The organism is Halobaculum magnesiiphilum (assembly GCF_019823105.1).
Taxonomy (GTDB): Archaea; Halobacteriota; Halobacteria; order Halobacteriales; family Haloferacaceae; genus Halobaculum; species Halobaculum magnesiiphilum.
Genome location: NZ_CP081958.1, coordinates 2,734,165 through 2,750,683 on the forward strand (window position 1 = coordinate 2,734,165; position 16,519 = coordinate 2,750,683).

Below are 16,519 nucleotides of genomic sequence, written 5' to 3' on the forward strand. Positions count from 1 at the left end.
GTGAGCGCGGTGGAAGTGAACCGACTCACGAGGCGAATCCGGTACAGAGGCGGCTCGAATACGCAGAATTTCGGCTGTTCGATCTGTACTCTCCGGGCGGAAGTGAACGTCGACGCGACCGCGGCGCCGCGGGACCTCGATCCCATCGGCGGGTCCCGGACCGCCGCGGAGGACCGACCGTCCCCGGGGATCAGTTCCCGAGGATCCGGTTGGCGCACTCGTAGCCGGCGACGACGCCGCCGTTCAGGCTGCGCTCGGGGTACTGCGCCTCGCTGGCCATCCCCGCGTAGTAGAGCCCGTCGGCGACCTCGTCGCCCAGATCGTAGGGGACGACCAGGTCGAGGTAGCCGCGCTCGTAGACGGGCGCCGCCCGCGGCGCGCGCGCGAGCCGGAACTCGGTGACCGCGTCGCGCGAGAAGTCGGGGAACATCTCCGCGACGTGATCGAGCCAACGGTCTTCGATCTCCTCCTCGTCGGCGGTCGCGAGCCACTCGTCCTCGGTTTGCACGTAGCTGGCGACGTACAGGAGGTGGTCGCCGCCGTAGCGCTCGGGCGGCACGAAGTTCGTGTGCTCGATGAGCGCGCCGAAGGGGGCGTCGTGGGCGATGTTGAGCCAGTAGGTGTCCGTCAGCGGCTCCTCCATCGTGACCACCGCGCAGACGGCCCCCTGGAAGTCGATGTCGCAGGCGTAGCCAGTCAGGCCCTCCAGCACGTTCGGCATCGTCGCGACGACGACGCCGTCGACTGCCTCCGTTCGCGTCTCCCCGTCCTGCTCGACGGTGATCGCCGAGACCGCGTCGGCGCCGTCGGTTTCGTTGCTCTCTCTGTCTCCGTCGCCCTCTCCGTCGCCGGCGCCGTCGATGTCGAGGTCGACGACGCGGGCGTTCGTCTCGACGTTCTCCATCCCCACGTCGTCGACCAGCGCGTCGATGACGGGCGCGAAGCCGCCGTCGAAGTAGCCGAGGATCTCCCCCCGGAGGAGGTCGCGCTCGCCGCGGAACTTCACCCGACCTAGGAGCCAGGCGGCGCTCACGTCGTCCTTGCGGCTGCCGAACTTCGCGTCCAGCAGGGGCTCGAAGAAGTTCTCGTACACGCCGCGGGAGGTGTGTTCGACGAGGAACTCCCGGATCGGAACGTCCTCGAAGTCCGCGAGGTCGTCGTACGTGTCGAACGAGGGGATCCCGCCGCGCACGTCGATCTCCAGGGTGAGCATCCCCAGCCGGAACTTGTCGTACACGCTCATGTGCGGGTACGCGAGGATCTGCCACGGCGTGTCCAGCGGGTGCACGACGCCGTCGACGTAGTAGGCGTTCTTCCCGACGAGCCACTCCAGGCGGTCGCCGACGCCCAGCTCCTCGGCCAGCTCGACGATCGTCTCCTCGGACTTCGAGAGGTGGTGGTAGAACTGCTCGATGTCGTCGCCCGCGGTCCCGTAGGTGCGCGCGAGCCCGCCCAGCGCGTCCTCGCCGCCGGCCTCGTACACCGTCACCTCGCGCCCGTTCGAGCGCAGGCGACGGGCGGCGGCCAGGCCCGCGATGCCGCCGCCGACGATAGCGATCATGCCGTGGACTGCGGGACGGCGTGGCAAGTCGCTTGTGGATGGGCGACGGTCGGCCCTGAGCGAGCCCGGCGCGGCGGGAACGCTGAAACCGCTGGCGAACGAACGCGGACGTATGACGGACGACGACATCGAGGTGGAGGTCGAGGTTGAAGTGGAGGTCGACGGCGACGAACTGGAGGTCGAGGTCGGCGACGCGACCGAGTACGAGGCCGAGTTGGAGACCGACGGGCTGGAGATCGAAGTCGAGGTGGAGGTGGAGCGCCACGGCGGAAGCGACCACGGGGAACACGGTCACGAGGGCGCGGGAGACGAGGACGAGGACGGGGAGCACGAAGGGCACGAGGAGGCTGATCACGAGGACGAAGATCACGAGGAGGGGAAGGGCGTGCTCGACCCGGACGAGGAGGTCGGGGAGGTCGGCCAGCCGGAACACGAGGCCGACGTGGACGCGGATCCGGACCCCGACACGGAGGGGCCGGCCCACGAGAACTACGAGTGATGGTCGGCGAGGGGCCCGCGGTCGGGATCGGGGCCGTCCGCCGGACGCGACCCCGACCCGGCAGACGTGCGACCGCGGCGTCGCCGGCGACGAACGCGCTTTTTAACCCACGCGGGAGCCAACGGCGGGTATGAGCGAACCGCGCGTCCCCGGAGGCGGGGACGACGCCGTCGAGCTGCCGTGCGGCGAGACGCGGCCGATGTCGGTGTTCGACCTCGGCATGCGCGAGTACGACTGCGCGTGCGGGGCGACCCACGGCGTCGTCACCGACGTGAACCCGCCCGAGCGCTTCCTCCCGGAGTTCCTGGTCGGGACGCTGCGGGAGGCCGTCGAGACGACCAGCGACGAGATGCCGGAGTTCGGCACCCCGCACCTGATGGGCATCGTGCTGGAGGAGTTCCCCGAACGGGTGACGGCAGTCGACGCCAGCGAGAACCCCGACATGGGCTACTCGATGCTGTGGGTGACGGAGTTCGACTCCCGGCGCCTCCACGAGATCGTCGTCGAGTTGGTGATCGAGCTGATGGAGCACGCCGTCAGTCACGCCGACGACTCGACGGCGATGACGCAGTTCGAAGAGCAGATGCTGGAGTTCGACGTGAGCGATTTCGTCGAGCAGTACCGCGCCGAGCGGGACCTCGAAGCCGACGACGTGTACGTCTGATCTCCTGCGAGTCTTGCGTTTCTGTTGTCGGTACCGATTCGGTCGATCGGCTCGGACAGCGACCGCGACCGCCGCGGCGACGGCGACGACGACCGCGAAAGCCCCGCGGCTGTCGGCTCGGGCGGCTCGCTGCGCTCCGCTCACGGGTCACTTCGTTCCCCGTTCGCATCGAGGCCTCACTCCGTTCGGCCTCGCTCGCCTCCCTGCGGTGCTTGCGTTACCGGCCTTCGCCGACAGCCGCGGCCCCTTTCAGTCCCACCCGGCCCGGGTCGGTCGAGCGTCGAACCCATACGCACGGTGTGCACGAACTGGGGGCGGTCGGCGCGCGCCGCCGCGGCTCCGTCCGCGGCGGAAGCGCGCGAGGGCGAGCGAGCGAACGGAGTGAGCGAGTGAGTCGGTTGGGGAGGACGAGGTGCGGTGCGGTCGCGGTGGGTGGGACTGAAAGGGGCCGCGTAGCGACACGGGGGCTTTCGAGAACAGCGACTTCATCAACGCCAGCGACTCCTCACCCACGCCGGGGACACTGCCCGGCCGGAACCGTCCGATCCACATCCGACAGCCGCGACCACGGCGTGTGTCACGCCGTACCATTACGAATTTCGTAAAGTCGCTACGAAAATCGGTACGAGTCGTCGGCCTTATTACGATGAACGCACTCGATGGCGGTAATGAGTCAGGACACCGACGAGGAGACCCGGACCATTCTCCTCATCGGCAGCGGGCCCATCCAGATCGGACAGGCGGCAGAGTTCGACTACTCCGGCGCGCAGGCGTGTCGCGCGCTGCAGGAGGAGGGCGCGCGAGTCGTCCTCGTCAACTCCAACCCGGCGACGATCATGACGGACCCGGAGATGGCGGACAAGGTGTACATCGAGCCGATCACCACCGAGGCGATCTCGGAGGTCATCGCGACAGAGCAGCCCGACGGCGTCATCGCCGGCCTGGGCGGCCAGACCGGCCTCAACGTCACCGCCGAGCTGGCCGAGGAGGGCGTGCTCGAGGAGCACGACGTGGAGATCATGGGGACGCCCCTCGACACCATCTACGCGACCGAGGACCGCGACCTGTTCCGCCAGCGCATGGAGGAACTGGGCCAGCCGGTCCCCGCCTCGACGACCATCTCGATGGACGAGGACGAATCGGTCTCACAGCTCACCGAGGACGACCTCCGCGAGCGCGTCGAGGACGCCGTCGACGAGGTGGGCGGCCTCCCGGTCATCGCGCGCACGACCTACACGCTCGGCGGGAGCGGGTCGGGCGTCGTCGACGACATGGAGGAACTGATCGCCCGCGTGCGCAAGGGGCTGCGCCTCTCGCGCAACTCTGAGGTGCTCATCACCGAGTCCATCTCCGGGTGGGTCGAGCTGGAGTACGAGGTGATGCGCGACGCCGACAACTCCTGTGTCATCATCTGCAACATGGAGAACCTCGACCCGATGGGCATCCACACGGGCGAGTCCACCGTCGTCACGCCCTCGCAGGTCATCCCCGACGACGGCCACCAGAAGATGCGCGACGCCGCGCTCGAAGTCATCCGCGACCTGGGCATCCAGGGCGGCTGTAACATCCAGTTCGCGTGGCGCGACGACGGCACCCCCGGCGGCGAGTACCGCGTCGTCGAGGTGAACCCGCGCGTCTCGCGCTCCTCCGCGCTGGCGTCGAAGGCGACGGGCTACCCCATCGCCCGCGTCACCGCGAAGGTCGCGCTCGGCAAGCGCCTGCACGAGATCACCAACGAGATCACCGGCGAGACGACCGCCGCCTTCGAGCCGGCCATCGACTACGTCGTCACGAAGGTGCCGCGCTGGCCCATCGACAAGTTCGAGGAGACCGACTTCACGCTCTCGACGGCGATGAAGTCGACCGGCGAGGCGATGGCGATCGGGCGCACCTTCGAGGAGAGCCTCCTGAAGGCGCTCCGGAGCTCCGAGTACGACCCCGCCGTCGACTTCGGCGACCTGGAGGACGACGAACTGACCGAGCAGTACCTCGAACGCCCGAGCCCCGACCGGCCGTACGCGATGTTCGAGGCGTTCGAGCGCGGCTTCTCGGTCGAGGAGGTCGTCGAGGCGACCGGCATCTACGAGTGGTACGTCGAGCGCTTCCACCGCATCGTCGAGGCGAGCAAGGAGGTCGTCGACGGCGAGTTCACCGAGGCGGCGACCGCGGGCTTCACGAACGCGGAGATCAGCGCGCTCGCGGGCAACGTCTTCGAGGACTCCAGCCTCACGTGGCTGCCGGAGACGCGCGGCGCGTGGCGCGAGGCGAGCGACGCGACCGCGGCCGCGGCGACCGCCGGCGGCGACGCCGATGCCGACGCGGGCGGCGACCTCCCGGTGTCGGCGGCCCGCGCCGGCGTCGGCGAGGTCGAGGCGAACGTCCCCGGCCGGACGTACAAGCAGGTCGACACCTGCGCCGGCGAGTTCCAGGCGTCGACGCCGTACTACTACTCCTCGCGCAAGCCGGAGTGGTTCTCCGGCCCGTTCGAGGGCGACGCCGCCGGCGGCGAGCTCCGCGTCGACCGCGACGCCGAGAGCGTCGTCGTCGTGGGCGGCGGCCCCATCCGCATCGGGCAGGGCGTCGAGTTCGACTACTGCTCGGTCCACGCGGTGCGCGCGCTGCGCGAGCAGGGCATCGACGCCCACGTCGTCAACAACAACCCCGAGACCGTCTCCACCGACTACGACACCTCCGACGGGCTGTTCTTCGAGCCCATCACCGCCGAGGAGGTCGCCGACGTGATCGAGGCGACCGCCGCCGACGGCGTGATGATCCAGTTCGGCGGGCAGACCTCCGTCGACATCGGCGAGCCCCTCGCCGACGAACTCGACCGCCGCGGCGTCGAGTGCGACATCATGGGCACCTCCGTCGAGGCGATGGACCTGGCGGAGGACCGCGACCGCTTCAACCGCCTCATGGACGAGCGCGAAATCGCCCAGCCGGAGGGCGGCAGCGCCACCAGCGAGGAGGAGGCGCTGGAACTCGCGCGCGACATCGGCTACCCGGTGTTGGTCCGGCCGAGCTACGTGCTCGGCGGGCGCGCGATGCGCGTCGTCGACGACGACGACGAGCTGAAGGAGTACATCGAGGAGGCCGTGCGCGTCTCCCCCGACAAGCCGATCCTCGTCGACGAGTTCCTCGCGGACGCGGTCGAGCTCGACGTGGACGCCGTCGCAGACGGCGAGGACGTGCTCATCGGCGGCGTGATGGAGCACGTCGAGGCCGCGGGCGTCCACTCGGGCGACTCCGCCTGCGTCATCCCGCCGCGCTCTCTGGACGACGAGACGATGTCCCGCGTGCGCGAGGTGACCGAGGAGATCGCCGACGCCCTCGACACGGTCGGCCTCATGAACGTCCAACTGGCCGTCCGTGACGAGAGCGAGGCGCGGAGCGCCTCGGATGCGAGCGGTGAAACCGCGAGCGAGGTGTACGTGCTGGAGGCGAACCCGCGCTCCTCGCGCACCGTCCCGTTCGTCTCGAAGGCGACGGGCGTCCCCATCGCGAAGCTCGCCGCGCGCGTGATGGCCGGCGAGTCGCTCGCGGACATCGGCGCCGAGGAGTCGGTGCCCGAGCACTTCTCGGTGAAGGAGGTCGTCCTCCCGTTCGACCGCCTGCCGAACTCGGACCCGCGGCTGGGCCCCGAGATGAAGTCGACGGGCGAGGTGATGGGCACGGCCAGCGACTTCGGCGTCGCCTACGGCAAGGCGCTCGACGCCGCCGGCCAGCGGCTCCCCGACGGCGGCACCGTCGCCTTCGAGACCGTCGGCGACAGCCTCCCGTTGAAGGGCACCGAGGAGTACGAGCACCTCCGCGCGGGCTTGGAGGAGTACTACGAGATCGAGCCGGTCGGCGACGTGGAGGAGGCCCTGCGCCGCGGCGACATCGACCTCCTGATCTCCGACGAGGTCGACGCGCTGCGCGCGGCCGTCACCGAGGAGGTCGCGTACCTCTCGACGACCGAGTCCGTCGAGGCGTCGCTTTCGGCGCTCGCCTCCCGCGGGAAGGACCTGGACGTGCTCGCGGTCTCCGAGCGCCCGCGCCACAACGAGGCGTGGGGGCGCGCCGACGACTGAAGCGACGCTGACGGCCGAGGCCACGCCGCGGCCGAATCGCCTCCGACTGAAGCGACGCCGCCGGCCGAGGCCACGCTGACCGTCGATTCCGACCCCCGGCCCTCGGCTTCGGTCCCCGACCCGCTTTTCACGCCGCTCCGCGAACGGCGGCCCATGACCGACGACGCTCCGTCCTCGACAAACGACGACACGCCCCAGCCGGTAGCCGACTCGCTCCCGGACGACCTCGCCGAGGTCTTCCCCGCGTACGCCGAGATCGCCGACCCCGACCTCCGCGTCGGCGTCCGCGACGCGTACGCGGTCGCGCTCGCGGAGACCGACTGGACCGACCTCGACGCGGTGCCGTGGCTCCCGGACGAGCAGGCGCGGCTGGGCCTCCCAGACGAGACGAACGTCAGGCACGTCAACGACGTGGCGGCGCTGGCGACGGCGCTCGCGGACGCGTTGCTCGCGCGCCGCCCCGACTCGGGGCTCGACCGCGACCTCGTCGTCGCGGGCGCGCTCCTCCACGACATCAGCAAACTGTACGAGTTCGGTCCCGGGGACGCCGACGCGTTCGACGGGGACGAGGGTCCCGACGGCGACGAGGCGACCGTGGACGGCCGGTACGGCACCGAGTACTACGACCTCCTCGGCCACCCGTACGTCGGCGTTCACGTCTGCGAGGCCGCGGGGCTGTCGGTCGAACTCTCACACGTCGTGCTGTCACACACCGGCCGCACCGCCGTCGAACCGGCGACGCTGGAGGCCGAGATCGTGAAGCGGGCCGACGAGGTCGCCGCCGCGACGATCCGAGCGCGGGCGCTGGAGGACCTGCGCGACACCTGATCCGGGGCGGGAACCCGACCCCGCGGCGACTACTCCAGCTTCCCGAGGGCCTCGAAGAAGTCCGCGGAGGGCCCGGCGATCCGGACGGGCGGCTCCGTCGTCGCGACGGTCACCTCCGTCGGCACGTCGAACGAGCGCCCGCCGCGCCCGTCGGTGATGACGATCGCCTCCTCGGCGTCGGTGAGGGTGAGGCTCACCGACGCGTCCGGCCCGGTCACCAGCGGGGGCATCCCGTCCTCGGCGCACATCTCGGTGACGACGAGGCCGTCGACCGACGGGTGGACGAGCGGGCCGCCCTCCGAGAGGTTGTACGCGGTCGACCCGGTCGGCGTCGACACGAGGACGCCGTCCGCGTGGCCGCTGGAGTACAGCGAGCCGTCGACGCGGACCTCGTAGCCGACGCCGCCGCCGCGCCCGCGGCGGCCGCCCTGGACGACGATCTCGTTGGCTGCCGGCTCCGAGTGCCACCCGTCGCAGGCGGCCGCGAGCCGGGGTGCCTCACGGACGTGCATCCCCTCCCCGCGAAACGCCTCCACCTCGTCGAGGACGGCGTCGACGGCCTCGCCCGGGGAGACGGCGTTGAGGAACCCGACCTCGCCGAGGTTGACGCCGAGGATCGGCACGCCGCCGGCGCCGCGGGCGGCGAAGAGGAAGGTGCCGTCGCCGCCGATCGAGACGACGAGATCGACGCCGTCCATCGCCGAGACAGGGACGCCGTCGAGGTCGAGCGCGTCGGCGGTCGCCTCGTCGACGGCGACGCGCACGTCGGCCGCACGGAGCCTGTCGCGCAGGTCCTCCGCGAGGTACGCCGCGCGGTTGTTCCCTCGCTGAGCGACGATGCCGACTTCCATACGCGGACCTCGCCGTCCCCGGGCAAAAAGCCACCCGACAGCGGTTTCGCCCGCCCGACAACGGCCGCCCCCGCCCGACGGCGCCCGCCCGCGCTCGACAGTCGTCGCCTGTGCGTGCGGTCGGCTCCGGCGACGCGCTGGGGAACATTCATGCCGGCGGCCCGTCTCCGGGGTGACGATGAGCGAACGGCCGACGCCGGCGCGCGCCGTCAGCGTCCCGCCACGGCAGGCGCCGGTCGGTCGAGCTCACGGGAGGTGGCGACCGTGAGCGACGACGAGGACTGGTTCGAGCGCGCCCTCCGCGAGGACAACCGGGACGACGACGACGGGGACGAACCCGACGACGAGCGAGCGGACGACGCGGACGGTGCGGACGACGCTGGCGGCGGGAACGGGGCAGACGGCGCGAACGCCGCAGACGGCGCGGAGGATGAAGCGGCGGGCGTCGAGGACGACATCGACGGCGACCGCGACGCGCCGTCGCCTGACGACTCGCCGCTCGACGTCGATGTCGACCACGTCGACGAGGAGTTCGACGATATCGACGACGGCTCGCTCGACGCCGCGTTCGCGGACGACTTCGAGGGGGACGCCACCGACGCCGCCGAGCCGGAGTCGGTCGACGGCGACGGGTTCGACGGTGAGGAGATCGATGCCGGCGGATTCGGCGGCCTCGACGGGAACGGCGGCGTCGACGACGGTCCGGCGGCGGACCCGTTCGGCGGCCCACGCGACGAACCGGACGGCGACGCAACCGACGGCTCCGAGCCCGTCGACCGTGACGGTGGCGACGCGACCGACGATCCCGAGTCCGGCGACCGCGACGCCGACCCCGCCGAGGACCCGTTCGGCGAGGGCTTCGGCGCGGCGATGCGGAACACACCCGGGGCTGGCGGTCCGGACGGCGGTGCTGGCGGCGGGGGACCGGCGGAGCCGGGGAGCGACGACTTCGGCGGCGGGTTCGGCGACTTCGGCGGTGACTTCGGGGGCGGCGGTCCCGAGTTCGACGAGGAGGAGTTCGACTCCGACATCGCGCGCATCGACATCGGCATCGAGGGGCTCGACGAGATGATCCTCGGCGGGGTCCCCGAGCGGTCGCTGATGGCCGTCATCGGGAGCGCGGGGACGGGGAAGACGACGTTCGGGCTCCAGTTCCTCAACGAGGCGCTGGAGAACGACGGCGACGCGGTGTACATCACCCTCGAGGAGTCGAAGGAGGCGATCCTCTCGACGGCCGAGGAGAAGGGGTGGGAGTACCGCCGCTTCGCCGAGGAGGACCGCCTCGCGGTCGTCGCGATGGACCCCATCGAGATGGCGAACTCGTTGGACTCCATCCGCGACGACATCTCCCGGCTCGTGACCGAGTTCGACGCCGACAGGCTCGTGCTCGACTCCGTCTCGCTGTTGGAGATGATGTACGACCACCCGAGTAAACGCCGCTCGGAGGTGTTCGATTTCGCCCGCTCGCTGAAACGGGCCGGCGTGACGACGATGCTGACCAGCGAGGCGAGCGAGGACAATCCCTACGCGTCGCGCCACGGCATCGTCGAGTACCTCACCGACGCCGTGTTCGTCCTCCAGTACGTCCGCCCGTCGGACTTCCGGGAGACTCGCCTCGCCGTGGAGATCCAGAAGATCCGCGACGCGAACCACTCCCGGGAGACGAAGCCCTACGAGATCATGAGCGACGGGATCTCAGTGTACCGGCAGGCGAACATCTTCTGAACCGACCGGGAGGCACCGACCGGAGGTCACCGACCCTCCACCGTATCCGAGCGCGCGCCGCCACGTCGCCAGCGCCGACACCGACCTGTCGGTCCGCCGATCCGATATCCCGATCCATCACGAACGTCGCCAATGTAATGGACGTTCATACGCTATCAGTCTGTAATGGTCGATACCTTCGTTTTATTCTCCGCACACATGGACAAATATTTGGTGTTGGGGCCATATCGGTGTAGTAATGGCAACTACGAGTTCGAGCATCGACGCGGTGGACGAGGGGGCGGTCGGTTCGGGCGCGACGGCGGTCGGCGCGTTCGACCGCGTGCTCCTCGCGGTCGACGGCGACACGGACGAGCGGGTACGGGAGGTGGCGGTCTCGCTGGCGGCCGCACACGGCGCCGAGTTGGACGTGCTGTCGGTGGTACCGCTGGATTCGTCCGTCGACCACTGGGACATGGTCGTCGAGCGTCGCGAGGACGAGGCGGAGGCGGCGCTCGACGGCGTCGGCGAGGTAGCCGACGCCGCGGGTGTTCCGGTCTCGAAGCGGCTCCGCTACGGCACGCCTGCCGAGGAGATCGGGCTGTACGCCGACGGCAACGACGTCGACCTCGTCGTCGTCGCCGAACCCGACCGGAGCGGGTTCAAGCGGCTGTTCTCCCCGTCGAACCTGGCGAGCGACGTTCGGGACGCGACCGCCGTGCCGGTGGTCTCGGTTCCGACGAACGAGTAGTCGGTCGCCACTGGCGGATCGCCGCGGTCGGTCCGCGGTCGCGGGTCGCGCTGATCAGACCTCGGCCGTCCAGTAGGACACCGACGAGAGCTTCTCCCCGATCGCGTTGCCGCCGACCGTCCGATCGACCGACCAGAACGGGTCGGCGACGGCGTTGGGAACCTCGCGGTAGAAGCCGTACGGGAACACGAAGTCGTGGTCGGCGTGGCGGAGCCGCAGGCCGGCGCCGTCGATGAGCCGCTCGACCTCCTCGCGCCCGTACAGCCGCGAGCCCATCGGCAGCGCCCAGTTGTACAGCACGCGGAACGAGGAGCCGCGGAACGTGTCGAAGAAGACGACGTCCTTCGAGACGCGGGCCATCTCCGCGAGGAACTTCGCGGGGGTGTCCGCGAGGTGAAAGAAGCGCATCGCGAACACGGCGTCGAAGTGGTCGTCGGGGAACGGGAGCCGGGCGGCGTCGCCGCGCATGAACTCGACGGTCGACTCCAGCCCCGCCCGGCGCGCCTTCTCGCGCCCCTGCGCGAGCATCGCGTCGGAGATGTCGAGGCCGACGATGTCGGCGCCGCGCTCGGCGAGCATCACGGTGAACCGGCCGGTGCCGCAGGCGATCTCCAGCACGCGCTCGTCCTCGACCGGCGCGAGCGCCTCGAGCACGGCGCGCTTCTCGCGGCGGTCGATGAGCCGTCCGCCCTTCGAGAATCGCTTGTCGTCGTACTCCTCGGCGACCGAGTCGGCCTGGTACCACTCCTGGCCCTTCACACTACCTCGGGGTCCTCGGGCGAACGGTAAAACGATACTGATAGCCCCTCGGCCACCCCGCGATCCGCGACCACCTGTCGGTCGGTCGCGGACCCCTCGTTCAGCCGCTCGTGACGATCTTCTCGGTCGGGATCCGGACGATGACGCGCGGGCCGGACTCCTCGCCGTGGTGGGGGTACTCGTCGACGCCGAAGTACCGGTTCGCCAGTTCGTCGATGTGCTCGACGGCACCCTCCTCGGTGAGCTCCGCCTCCCCCATGACCGACACGTAGCGGTACGGGTCGTCGGGGTCGGTGACCGAGAGCCCGACCTTCGGGTTGTTGCGGACGTTCTTCTCCTTTCGACGGCCGCGTGCGGTGTTGACGAGCACGTACTCGCGGTCCTCGTGGTCGACCCACACCGGCGTGACCTGCGGCGTGCCGTCGGGCATGACCGTCGAGAGATGGGCGAACGACTCCGACTCGAAGATGTCGACGTGCGACTCGGGGATCACGTGCCTCCCTCGCACGCGGACAACTTGGTCGTTGGCGTCGACGAGGTGGTCGCTTGGGTCGACGAGGGATCGGGGCGCCAACGTGGAGCAATCACGGCACCGACACGATGGCGCCGACGCACCGCAGATCGCCCGACACCGTTTGGGTCACGTCGCGATCGGCGCAGCTCGCGGCCCGATAATATGCGTATAAGGGATATACACGAGTTGGACTTGTATTGAGGCAACCTTTACCACCACCCTCGGACTTCGCTGGAGTATGAGCACCAGTACCGCGGACCCGGACGCCGCAGACGCGCTCACCGACACAGAATATCGCGACCTCCTCAGCGACCTGCCGCCGAGCGCGAAGCTCGTCGCCAAGGTTCTCGAGGGCGACGCGCCGCTCTCGCAGGGCCAGCTGGCCGAGGAGTCGCTGCTGCCCGACCGCACCGTGCGCTACGCGCTCAATCGGCTGGAGGAGCAGGGGCTCGTCGGCTCGCGCTACTCCTTCAAGGACGCGCGCAAGCAGGTCTACTACCTGAACCGGTAGACGATCGACCGGCGCGGCGACGCCGACGGGTCGTCGTTCGACGCCGTCGCCGACGGCGGTGCGTTCGGCCCGGAACCCGATCTGAATCCCCCCTTTTAAGTCCACGACTTCCTACAATCGGCTATGGAGCTCTCGGTGGTCGTCCCGACGCTCAACGGTCGGGACAGGCTGGCGGCCAGCCTCGACGCGCTGGCGGCCGTCGCGCCTGACGCGGAGGTGATCGTCGTGAACGGTCCCTCCGCCGACGGGACGACCGGGATGGTGCGCGACCGCGACGACGTGGACGTCCTCGTCGAGATCGCGGCGCGCAACGTGAACGTCGCCCGCAACGCGGGGCTGGAGGTCGCCGACGGGGACGCGGTCGCCTTCCTCGGCTACGACCACGAGGTGGAGCCCGGCTGGCGCGAGGGCGTCGCCGACGCGTTCGCCGAGGGCGCGTCGGTCGTCACCGGGCCGCTGCGTCGGACAGTGCGCGGCGGCGCGACCAGCGACGGGCTGGAAAGACGCCGCATCGGCGACCGGGAGGTGTCGTACTTCAACGGCCGAAACGTCGTCTTCGCGCGCCCCGTGCTGGATGATCTGGACGGGTTCGACGAGTACCTCGAGACCGGCGGCGCCCGCGACGCCGCCCACCGTCTCGCCGGGATGGGCGTGGACGTGACCTGGAGCGGCGACGCCGCGGCCCGGCGGCGCACGGAGGCGACCGACGGCGGGATCGAGCGCCGCGACCTCGGGTGGAAGTACCGGGCGCTCGCGTACCGGCTCGCGAAGAACTACGGGATCCGCCCGACGGTCGTTCGCCGGACGATCAGCCACGCCGTCGGCGACGCCGTGGGCGCGATGCGCGACGTCTTCGGCGGCGAGGCGACCCCGACCTCGTGGGCGCGGAACGGACGCGACGTGGTCGTGGGGATCTCCCGGGGGGCGTCCGACGGGCTCGTCGCTCGCGCGCGGGACCGCTCGCCGAAGCGGAACCCGAACGGCGTCACCGTTCGGGCCGACCGGGCCGTCGCCCGGTACGACCGACGAACCGAGTAACGGACGGTTCCCGTAACCGACGATATCGGGGGCAAAACGGGGATCAGCGGACGGCTCAGGCGTCGGCGCCGGGCGCCAGTGCCTCGATGACGCGCGCGGCGTTCTTCGAGAGCGCGCGATCGAGGAGGTCCTCTGGCACGTCGAGCGTGAGCACCTCCATCACGCCCACGTCGGGGTGGGTGTCGGGCGCGCCCGAGCCGAACAGCACGCGGTCGGGGTGTTCGAGGAGGCCGCGTTCGAGCACGTCCCGGAATCGGACGAACGCGGTGTCGAGATAGAGGTCGTCGTGGGAGTCCAACAGCTCCAGCGCCTCGTCCATCAGCGTCCGGTCGAGGGGGTAGCCGCCGAACGACGAGAGGATCGTCGGGAAGTCGTACGACAGCACCGTGTCGGCGACTGCGCGGGGCGGATACCCGCGCCCGGCGTGGACGAGCACCGGTTCGCCGGCGGCCTCGATCTGTTCGAGCGTCGCCTCCGTGGGGAGGCCGTCGTTCACCGGGTCGAGCACGAAGCCGTGGAGGCGGCTGTCGTAGGCGTACTGCTCTACGTCCCCGGGGTCGGTGTGGTGGTCCTCGGGGGCCGCCGCGAGGTTGCGCAGCCGGGAGACGGGCGAGTCGCCGGGGTCGCGCGGGCCGTTCAGCCGGGCCATCGCGCGGAACGGCCGGTCGACCGAGAGCCGCGCGACCGCGTTGTTCGCGCGGAGGTACCCCTCACCCGCGGGACGCGGCCCCGGCGCGACGGCCGACTGCACGACGCCGGCCTGGTGCATCTCGCGTTGGAGCCGTTCGGGAGTGATGTCGCGCCCGCGTGAGGCGACGACCGCGCCGTCGTCCGGGTCGAGGCGGGCGTGCACGTCGACCACGCGGAACCCGTGCTCCAACTCCAGCATCTATCACCCCCCAACGACGCGCTCGACTTGAGTGTTGCAGTCTCCGGGCGCCGGTCGAGATCCCGGAGGCGTCGGCGCTCCGCCGACCGATCCGCCGGCGACGCTGACGAGCGCTATCACGCCGCAGTCGTGTAGTTTCCGACCGGAACAGCTACGATAACTTCATATAGAACCACAACCATTCTACTCGTTGATCACTCCATGAGCTACATGCAGCAACCCCTCTACGTCCTGGCGGAGTCGACCCAGCGAACCAGCGGCGCCGACGCGCGCCGGTCGAACGTCGCCGCGGGTCGAGCCGTCGCCAACGCGGTCCGAACGACGCTCGGACCTCGCGGCATGGACAAGATGCTCGTCGACTCCTCGGGCGGCGTGGTCGTCACGAACGACGGCGCGACGATCCTGAAGGAGATGGACATCGAGCACCCCGCCGCCCAGATGCTCGTCGAGGTCGCCGAGTCCCAGGAGGCGGAGGTCGGCGACGGCACGACGACGGCGGCGGTGCTGGCGGGCGAGCTGCTCGCACGCGCCGAGGACCTCCTCGACGACGACGTCCACGCGACGGCCGTGGTCGAGGGGTACCACGAGGCGCTGCGGCTCGCGCTCGACGCCGTCGACGGCATGCTGATCGACGGCGAGGTCGACCGCGAGGCGCTCGTGACGGTCGCCGAGTCCGCCATGACCGGCAAGGGAACCGGCGACATCGCGACCGGCGTCCTCGCGGCCATCGTCGTCGACGCCGTCCTCCAGGTGGCCGACGACGACCGCCGCGTCGACCGCGACGACATCCGCGTGTTCACCCACACGGGCGCCTCCGCGGCCGCGACGGAGCTCGTCCGCGGCGTCGTCTTCGAGGAGGAGCCCGCCAACGACAACATGCCCCGGAGCGTCGAGGACGCGACCGTCGCGGTGCTGGACACGAAACTCGACGTCCGCTCGGGCGAGGTCGACACCGAGTACACGATCACCTCCGTCGACCAGCTCGACGCCGCGCTCTCGGCGGAGGACGCCGAGCGTCGCGCCATCGCCGAGACCCTCTCGGCGGCCGGCGTCGACGTGGTGTTCTGCTCGAAGAAGATCTCCGACCCCGTCGCCGCGTACCTCGCTGACGCGGGCATCCTCGCGTTCTCGAACGTGAAGGCGTCGGAGGCGCGCGCGTTCGCCCGCTCGACCGGCGCGCGCCGCCTCGGGACCATCGACGACATCGAGGCGAGCGACCTCGGCACCGCCGCGTCCGTCCGCGTCGAGCGCCACGGCGGCGACGACGTCGCCTTCCTCGAGGGGAGCGACGACTCCCGCACCGTGACGCTGTACGTGCGCGGCTCGACCGACCACGTGGTCGACGAGACCGAGCGCGCGATCGACGACGCCCTCGGCGTGACGGTCGCCGCCTACGAGGACGGCGAGATCGTCCCCGGCGCCGGCGCCGTCGAGGTCGCGATCGCCGACCGGCTCCGCTCGGGCGCCAACGCGGTCACCGGCCGCAAGGCGCTGGCGGTCGAGGCGTTCGCCGACGCCGTCGACGCGATCCCGCGCACCCTCGCGGAGAACGCCGGGCTCGACCCCATCGACGCGCTGGTCGACCTCCGCGCGCGCCACGACAGCGAGGGCGTCGCCGGCATCGTGATCGACGGGCCGTCCGTCGCGATCACCGACCCCCGCGAGGACCACGTCGTCGACCCCGCGGCCGTCAAGCGCGAGGCGCTCGAGTCCGCCACCGAGGCGGCGACGATGATCCTCCGCATCGACGACGTGATCGCGGCGAACTGAGGGGGCGACCGCCCCGCGGTCGACTCCCGGAATCCCCCGGTACTCCGGAATCCCCCGGTACTCCGGAACCCCCCGGTACTCCGGAACCCCCCGGTACTCCGGAACCT

General features: G+C 70.6%; 14 protein-coding genes. 9 read left to right on the forward strand and 5 right to left on the reverse strand.

Translation table 11 applies throughout. The features are described 5' to 3' along the window. Positions 1-190: 190 nt before the first annotated feature. Complete coding sequence (locus tag K6T50_RS13990; protein ID WP_222607180.1) at positions 191-1,561, reverse strand: NAD(P)/FAD-dependent oxidoreductase; 1,371 nt, start codon at positions 1,559-1,561, stop codon at positions 191-193. 112 nt (positions 1,562-1,673) lie between these two features. On the opposite strand from K6T50_RS13990, the gene K6T50_RS18950 reads away from it, so the two are divergent. The 4 genes from K6T50_RS18950 to K6T50_RS14010 all read left to right on the forward strand — a co-directional run bounded on the left by K6T50_RS18950 (position 1,674) and on the right by K6T50_RS14010 (position 7,625). Continuing rightward, positions 1,674-2,060 (forward strand): hypothetical protein, encoded by a 387-nt coding sequence (locus K6T50_RS18950; protein WP_225935331.1) that lies wholly within the window; start codon positions 1,674-1,676, stop codon positions 2,058-2,060. A 130-nt stretch (positions 2,061-2,190) separates the two neighbouring features. Continuing rightward, positions 2,191-2,724 (forward strand): DUF5815 family protein, encoded by a 534-nt coding sequence (locus K6T50_RS14000; RefSeq protein ID WP_222607181.1) that lies wholly within the window; start codon positions 2,191-2,193, stop codon positions 2,722-2,724. 668 nt (positions 2,725-3,392) lie between these two features. Next, positions 3,393-6,797 carry a carbamoyl-phosphate synthase large subunit gene (gene carB / locus K6T50_RS14005; protein WP_222607182.1) on the forward strand — a complete coding sequence of 1,135 codons (3,405 nt, stop codon included), beginning with the start codon at positions 3,393-3,395 and terminating at the stop codon, positions 6,795-6,797. Positions 6,798-6,950: 153 nt separating this feature from the next. Beyond that, positions 6,951-7,625, forward strand: a complete 675-nt coding sequence (locus tag K6T50_RS14010; RefSeq protein ID WP_222607183.1) for an HD domain-containing protein — start codon at positions 6,951-6,953, stop codon at positions 7,623-7,625. Positions 7,626-7,654: 29 nt separating this feature from the next. Here the strand turns inward: K6T50_RS14010 and K6T50_RS14015 are convergent, their stop codons facing one another. After that, positions 7,655-8,476: an NAD(+)/NADH kinase gene (locus K6T50_RS14015; RefSeq protein WP_222607184.1), complete on the reverse strand. Its 822-nt coding sequence runs from the start codon at positions 8,474-8,476 to the stop codon at positions 7,655-7,657. A 264-nt stretch (positions 8,477-8,740) separates the two neighbouring features. Between K6T50_RS14015 and K6T50_RS14020 the strand changes: the two genes are divergently transcribed. Then, on the forward strand, positions 8,741-10,201 hold the full coding sequence (locus tag K6T50_RS14020) for a KaiC domain-containing protein (RefSeq protein WP_222607185.1): 1,461 nt from the start codon (positions 8,741-8,743) through the stop codon (positions 10,199-10,201). A gap of 238 nt (positions 10,202-10,439) precedes the next feature. Continuing rightward, complete coding sequence (locus K6T50_RS14025; RefSeq protein WP_222607186.1) at positions 10,440-10,931, forward strand: universal stress protein; 492 nt, start codon at positions 10,440-10,442, stop codon at positions 10,929-10,931. 54 nt (positions 10,932-10,985) lie between these two features. On the opposite strand, the gene K6T50_RS14030 is transcribed toward K6T50_RS14025, so the two are convergent. Together K6T50_RS14030 and K6T50_RS14035 are read right to left on the reverse strand one after the other, a co-directional pair. Then, the gene (locus tag K6T50_RS14030; RefSeq protein WP_222607187.1) at positions 10,986-11,690 is read right to left on the reverse strand and encodes a class I SAM-dependent methyltransferase; all 705 of its coding nucleotides are present in this window, start codon (positions 11,688-11,690) and stop codon (positions 10,986-10,988) included. Positions 11,691-11,790: 100 nt separating this feature from the next. Then, the gene (locus K6T50_RS14035) at positions 11,791-12,183 is read right to left on the reverse strand and encodes a PPOX class F420-dependent oxidoreductase (protein ID WP_222607188.1); all 393 of its coding nucleotides are present in this window, start codon (positions 12,181-12,183) and stop codon (positions 11,791-11,793) included. Positions 12,184-12,442: 259 nt separating this feature from the next. Here K6T50_RS14035 and K6T50_RS14040 point away from each other — a divergent pair, with 259 nt between their 5' ends. Together K6T50_RS14040 and K6T50_RS14045 are read left to right on the forward strand one after the other, a co-directional pair. Beyond that, a complete protein-coding gene (locus K6T50_RS14040) occupies positions 12,443-12,715 on the forward strand; it encodes a MarR family transcriptional regulator (RefSeq protein WP_222607189.1) in 273 nt (90 codons plus the stop codon). 123 nt (positions 12,716-12,838) lie between these two features. After that, positions 12,839-13,753, forward strand: a complete 915-nt coding sequence (locus K6T50_RS14045; RefSeq protein ID WP_222607190.1) for a glycosyltransferase family 2 protein — start codon at positions 12,839-12,841, stop codon at positions 13,751-13,753. A 55-nt stretch (positions 13,754-13,808) separates the two neighbouring features. Here K6T50_RS14045 and K6T50_RS14050 read toward each other — a convergent pair whose 3' ends face one another. Continuing rightward, positions 13,809-14,642 carry an amidohydrolase family protein gene (locus K6T50_RS14050; protein WP_222607191.1) on the reverse strand — a complete coding sequence of 278 codons (834 nt, stop codon included), beginning with the start codon at positions 14,640-14,642 and terminating at the stop codon, positions 13,809-13,811. Between the two features lie 210 nt (positions 14,643-14,852). On the opposite strand from K6T50_RS14050, the gene thsA reads away from it, so the two are divergent. After that, a complete protein-coding gene (gene thsA / locus K6T50_RS14055) occupies positions 14,853-16,412 on the forward strand; it encodes a thermosome subunit alpha (RefSeq protein WP_222607192.1) in 1,560 nt (519 codons plus the stop codon). Positions 16,413-16,519: the final 107 nt, after the last annotated feature.

Bases quoted from the DNA above. Each gene is read 5' to 3' on its own strand.
- K6T50_RS14050 (WP_222607191.1), bottom strand. From the start codon at position 14,642: ATGCTGGAGTTGGAGCACGGGTTCCGCGTGGTCGACGTGCACGCCCGC.
- K6T50_RS14015 (WP_222607184.1), bottom strand. From the start codon at position 8,476: ATGGAAGTCGGCATCGTCGCTCAGCGAGGGAACAACCGCGCGGCGTAC.
- K6T50_RS14045 (WP_222607190.1), top strand. From the start codon at position 12,839: ATGGAGCTCTCGGTGGTCGTCCCGACGCTCAACGGTCGGGACAGGCTG.
- K6T50_RS14025 (WP_222607186.1), top strand. From the start codon at position 10,440: ATGGCAACTACGAGTTCGAGCATCGACGCGGTGGACGAGGGGGCGGTC.
- K6T50_RS13990 (WP_222607180.1), bottom strand. From the start codon at position 1,561: ATGATCGCTATCGTCGGCGGCGGCATCGCGGGCCTGGCCGCCGCCCGT.
- thsA (WP_222607192.1), top strand. From the start codon at position 14,853: ATGCAGCAACCCCTCTACGTCCTGGCGGAGTCGACCCAGCGAACCAGC.
- K6T50_RS14040 (WP_222607189.1), top strand. From the start codon at position 12,443: ATGAGCACCAGTACCGCGGACCCGGACGCCGCAGACGCGCTCACCGAC.
- K6T50_RS14010 (WP_222607183.1), top strand. From the start codon at position 6,951: ATGACCGACGACGCTCCGTCCTCGACAAACGACGACACGCCCCAGCCG.
- carB (WP_222607182.1), top strand. From the start codon at position 3,393: ATGAGTCAGGACACCGACGAGGAGACCCGGACCATTCTCCTCATCGGC.
- K6T50_RS14000 (WP_222607181.1), top strand. From the start codon at position 2,191: ATGAGCGAACCGCGCGTCCCCGGAGGCGGGGACGACGCCGTCGAGCTG.
- K6T50_RS18950 (WP_225935331.1), top strand. From the start codon at position 1,674: ATGACGGACGACGACATCGAGGTGGAGGTCGAGGTTGAAGTGGAGGTC.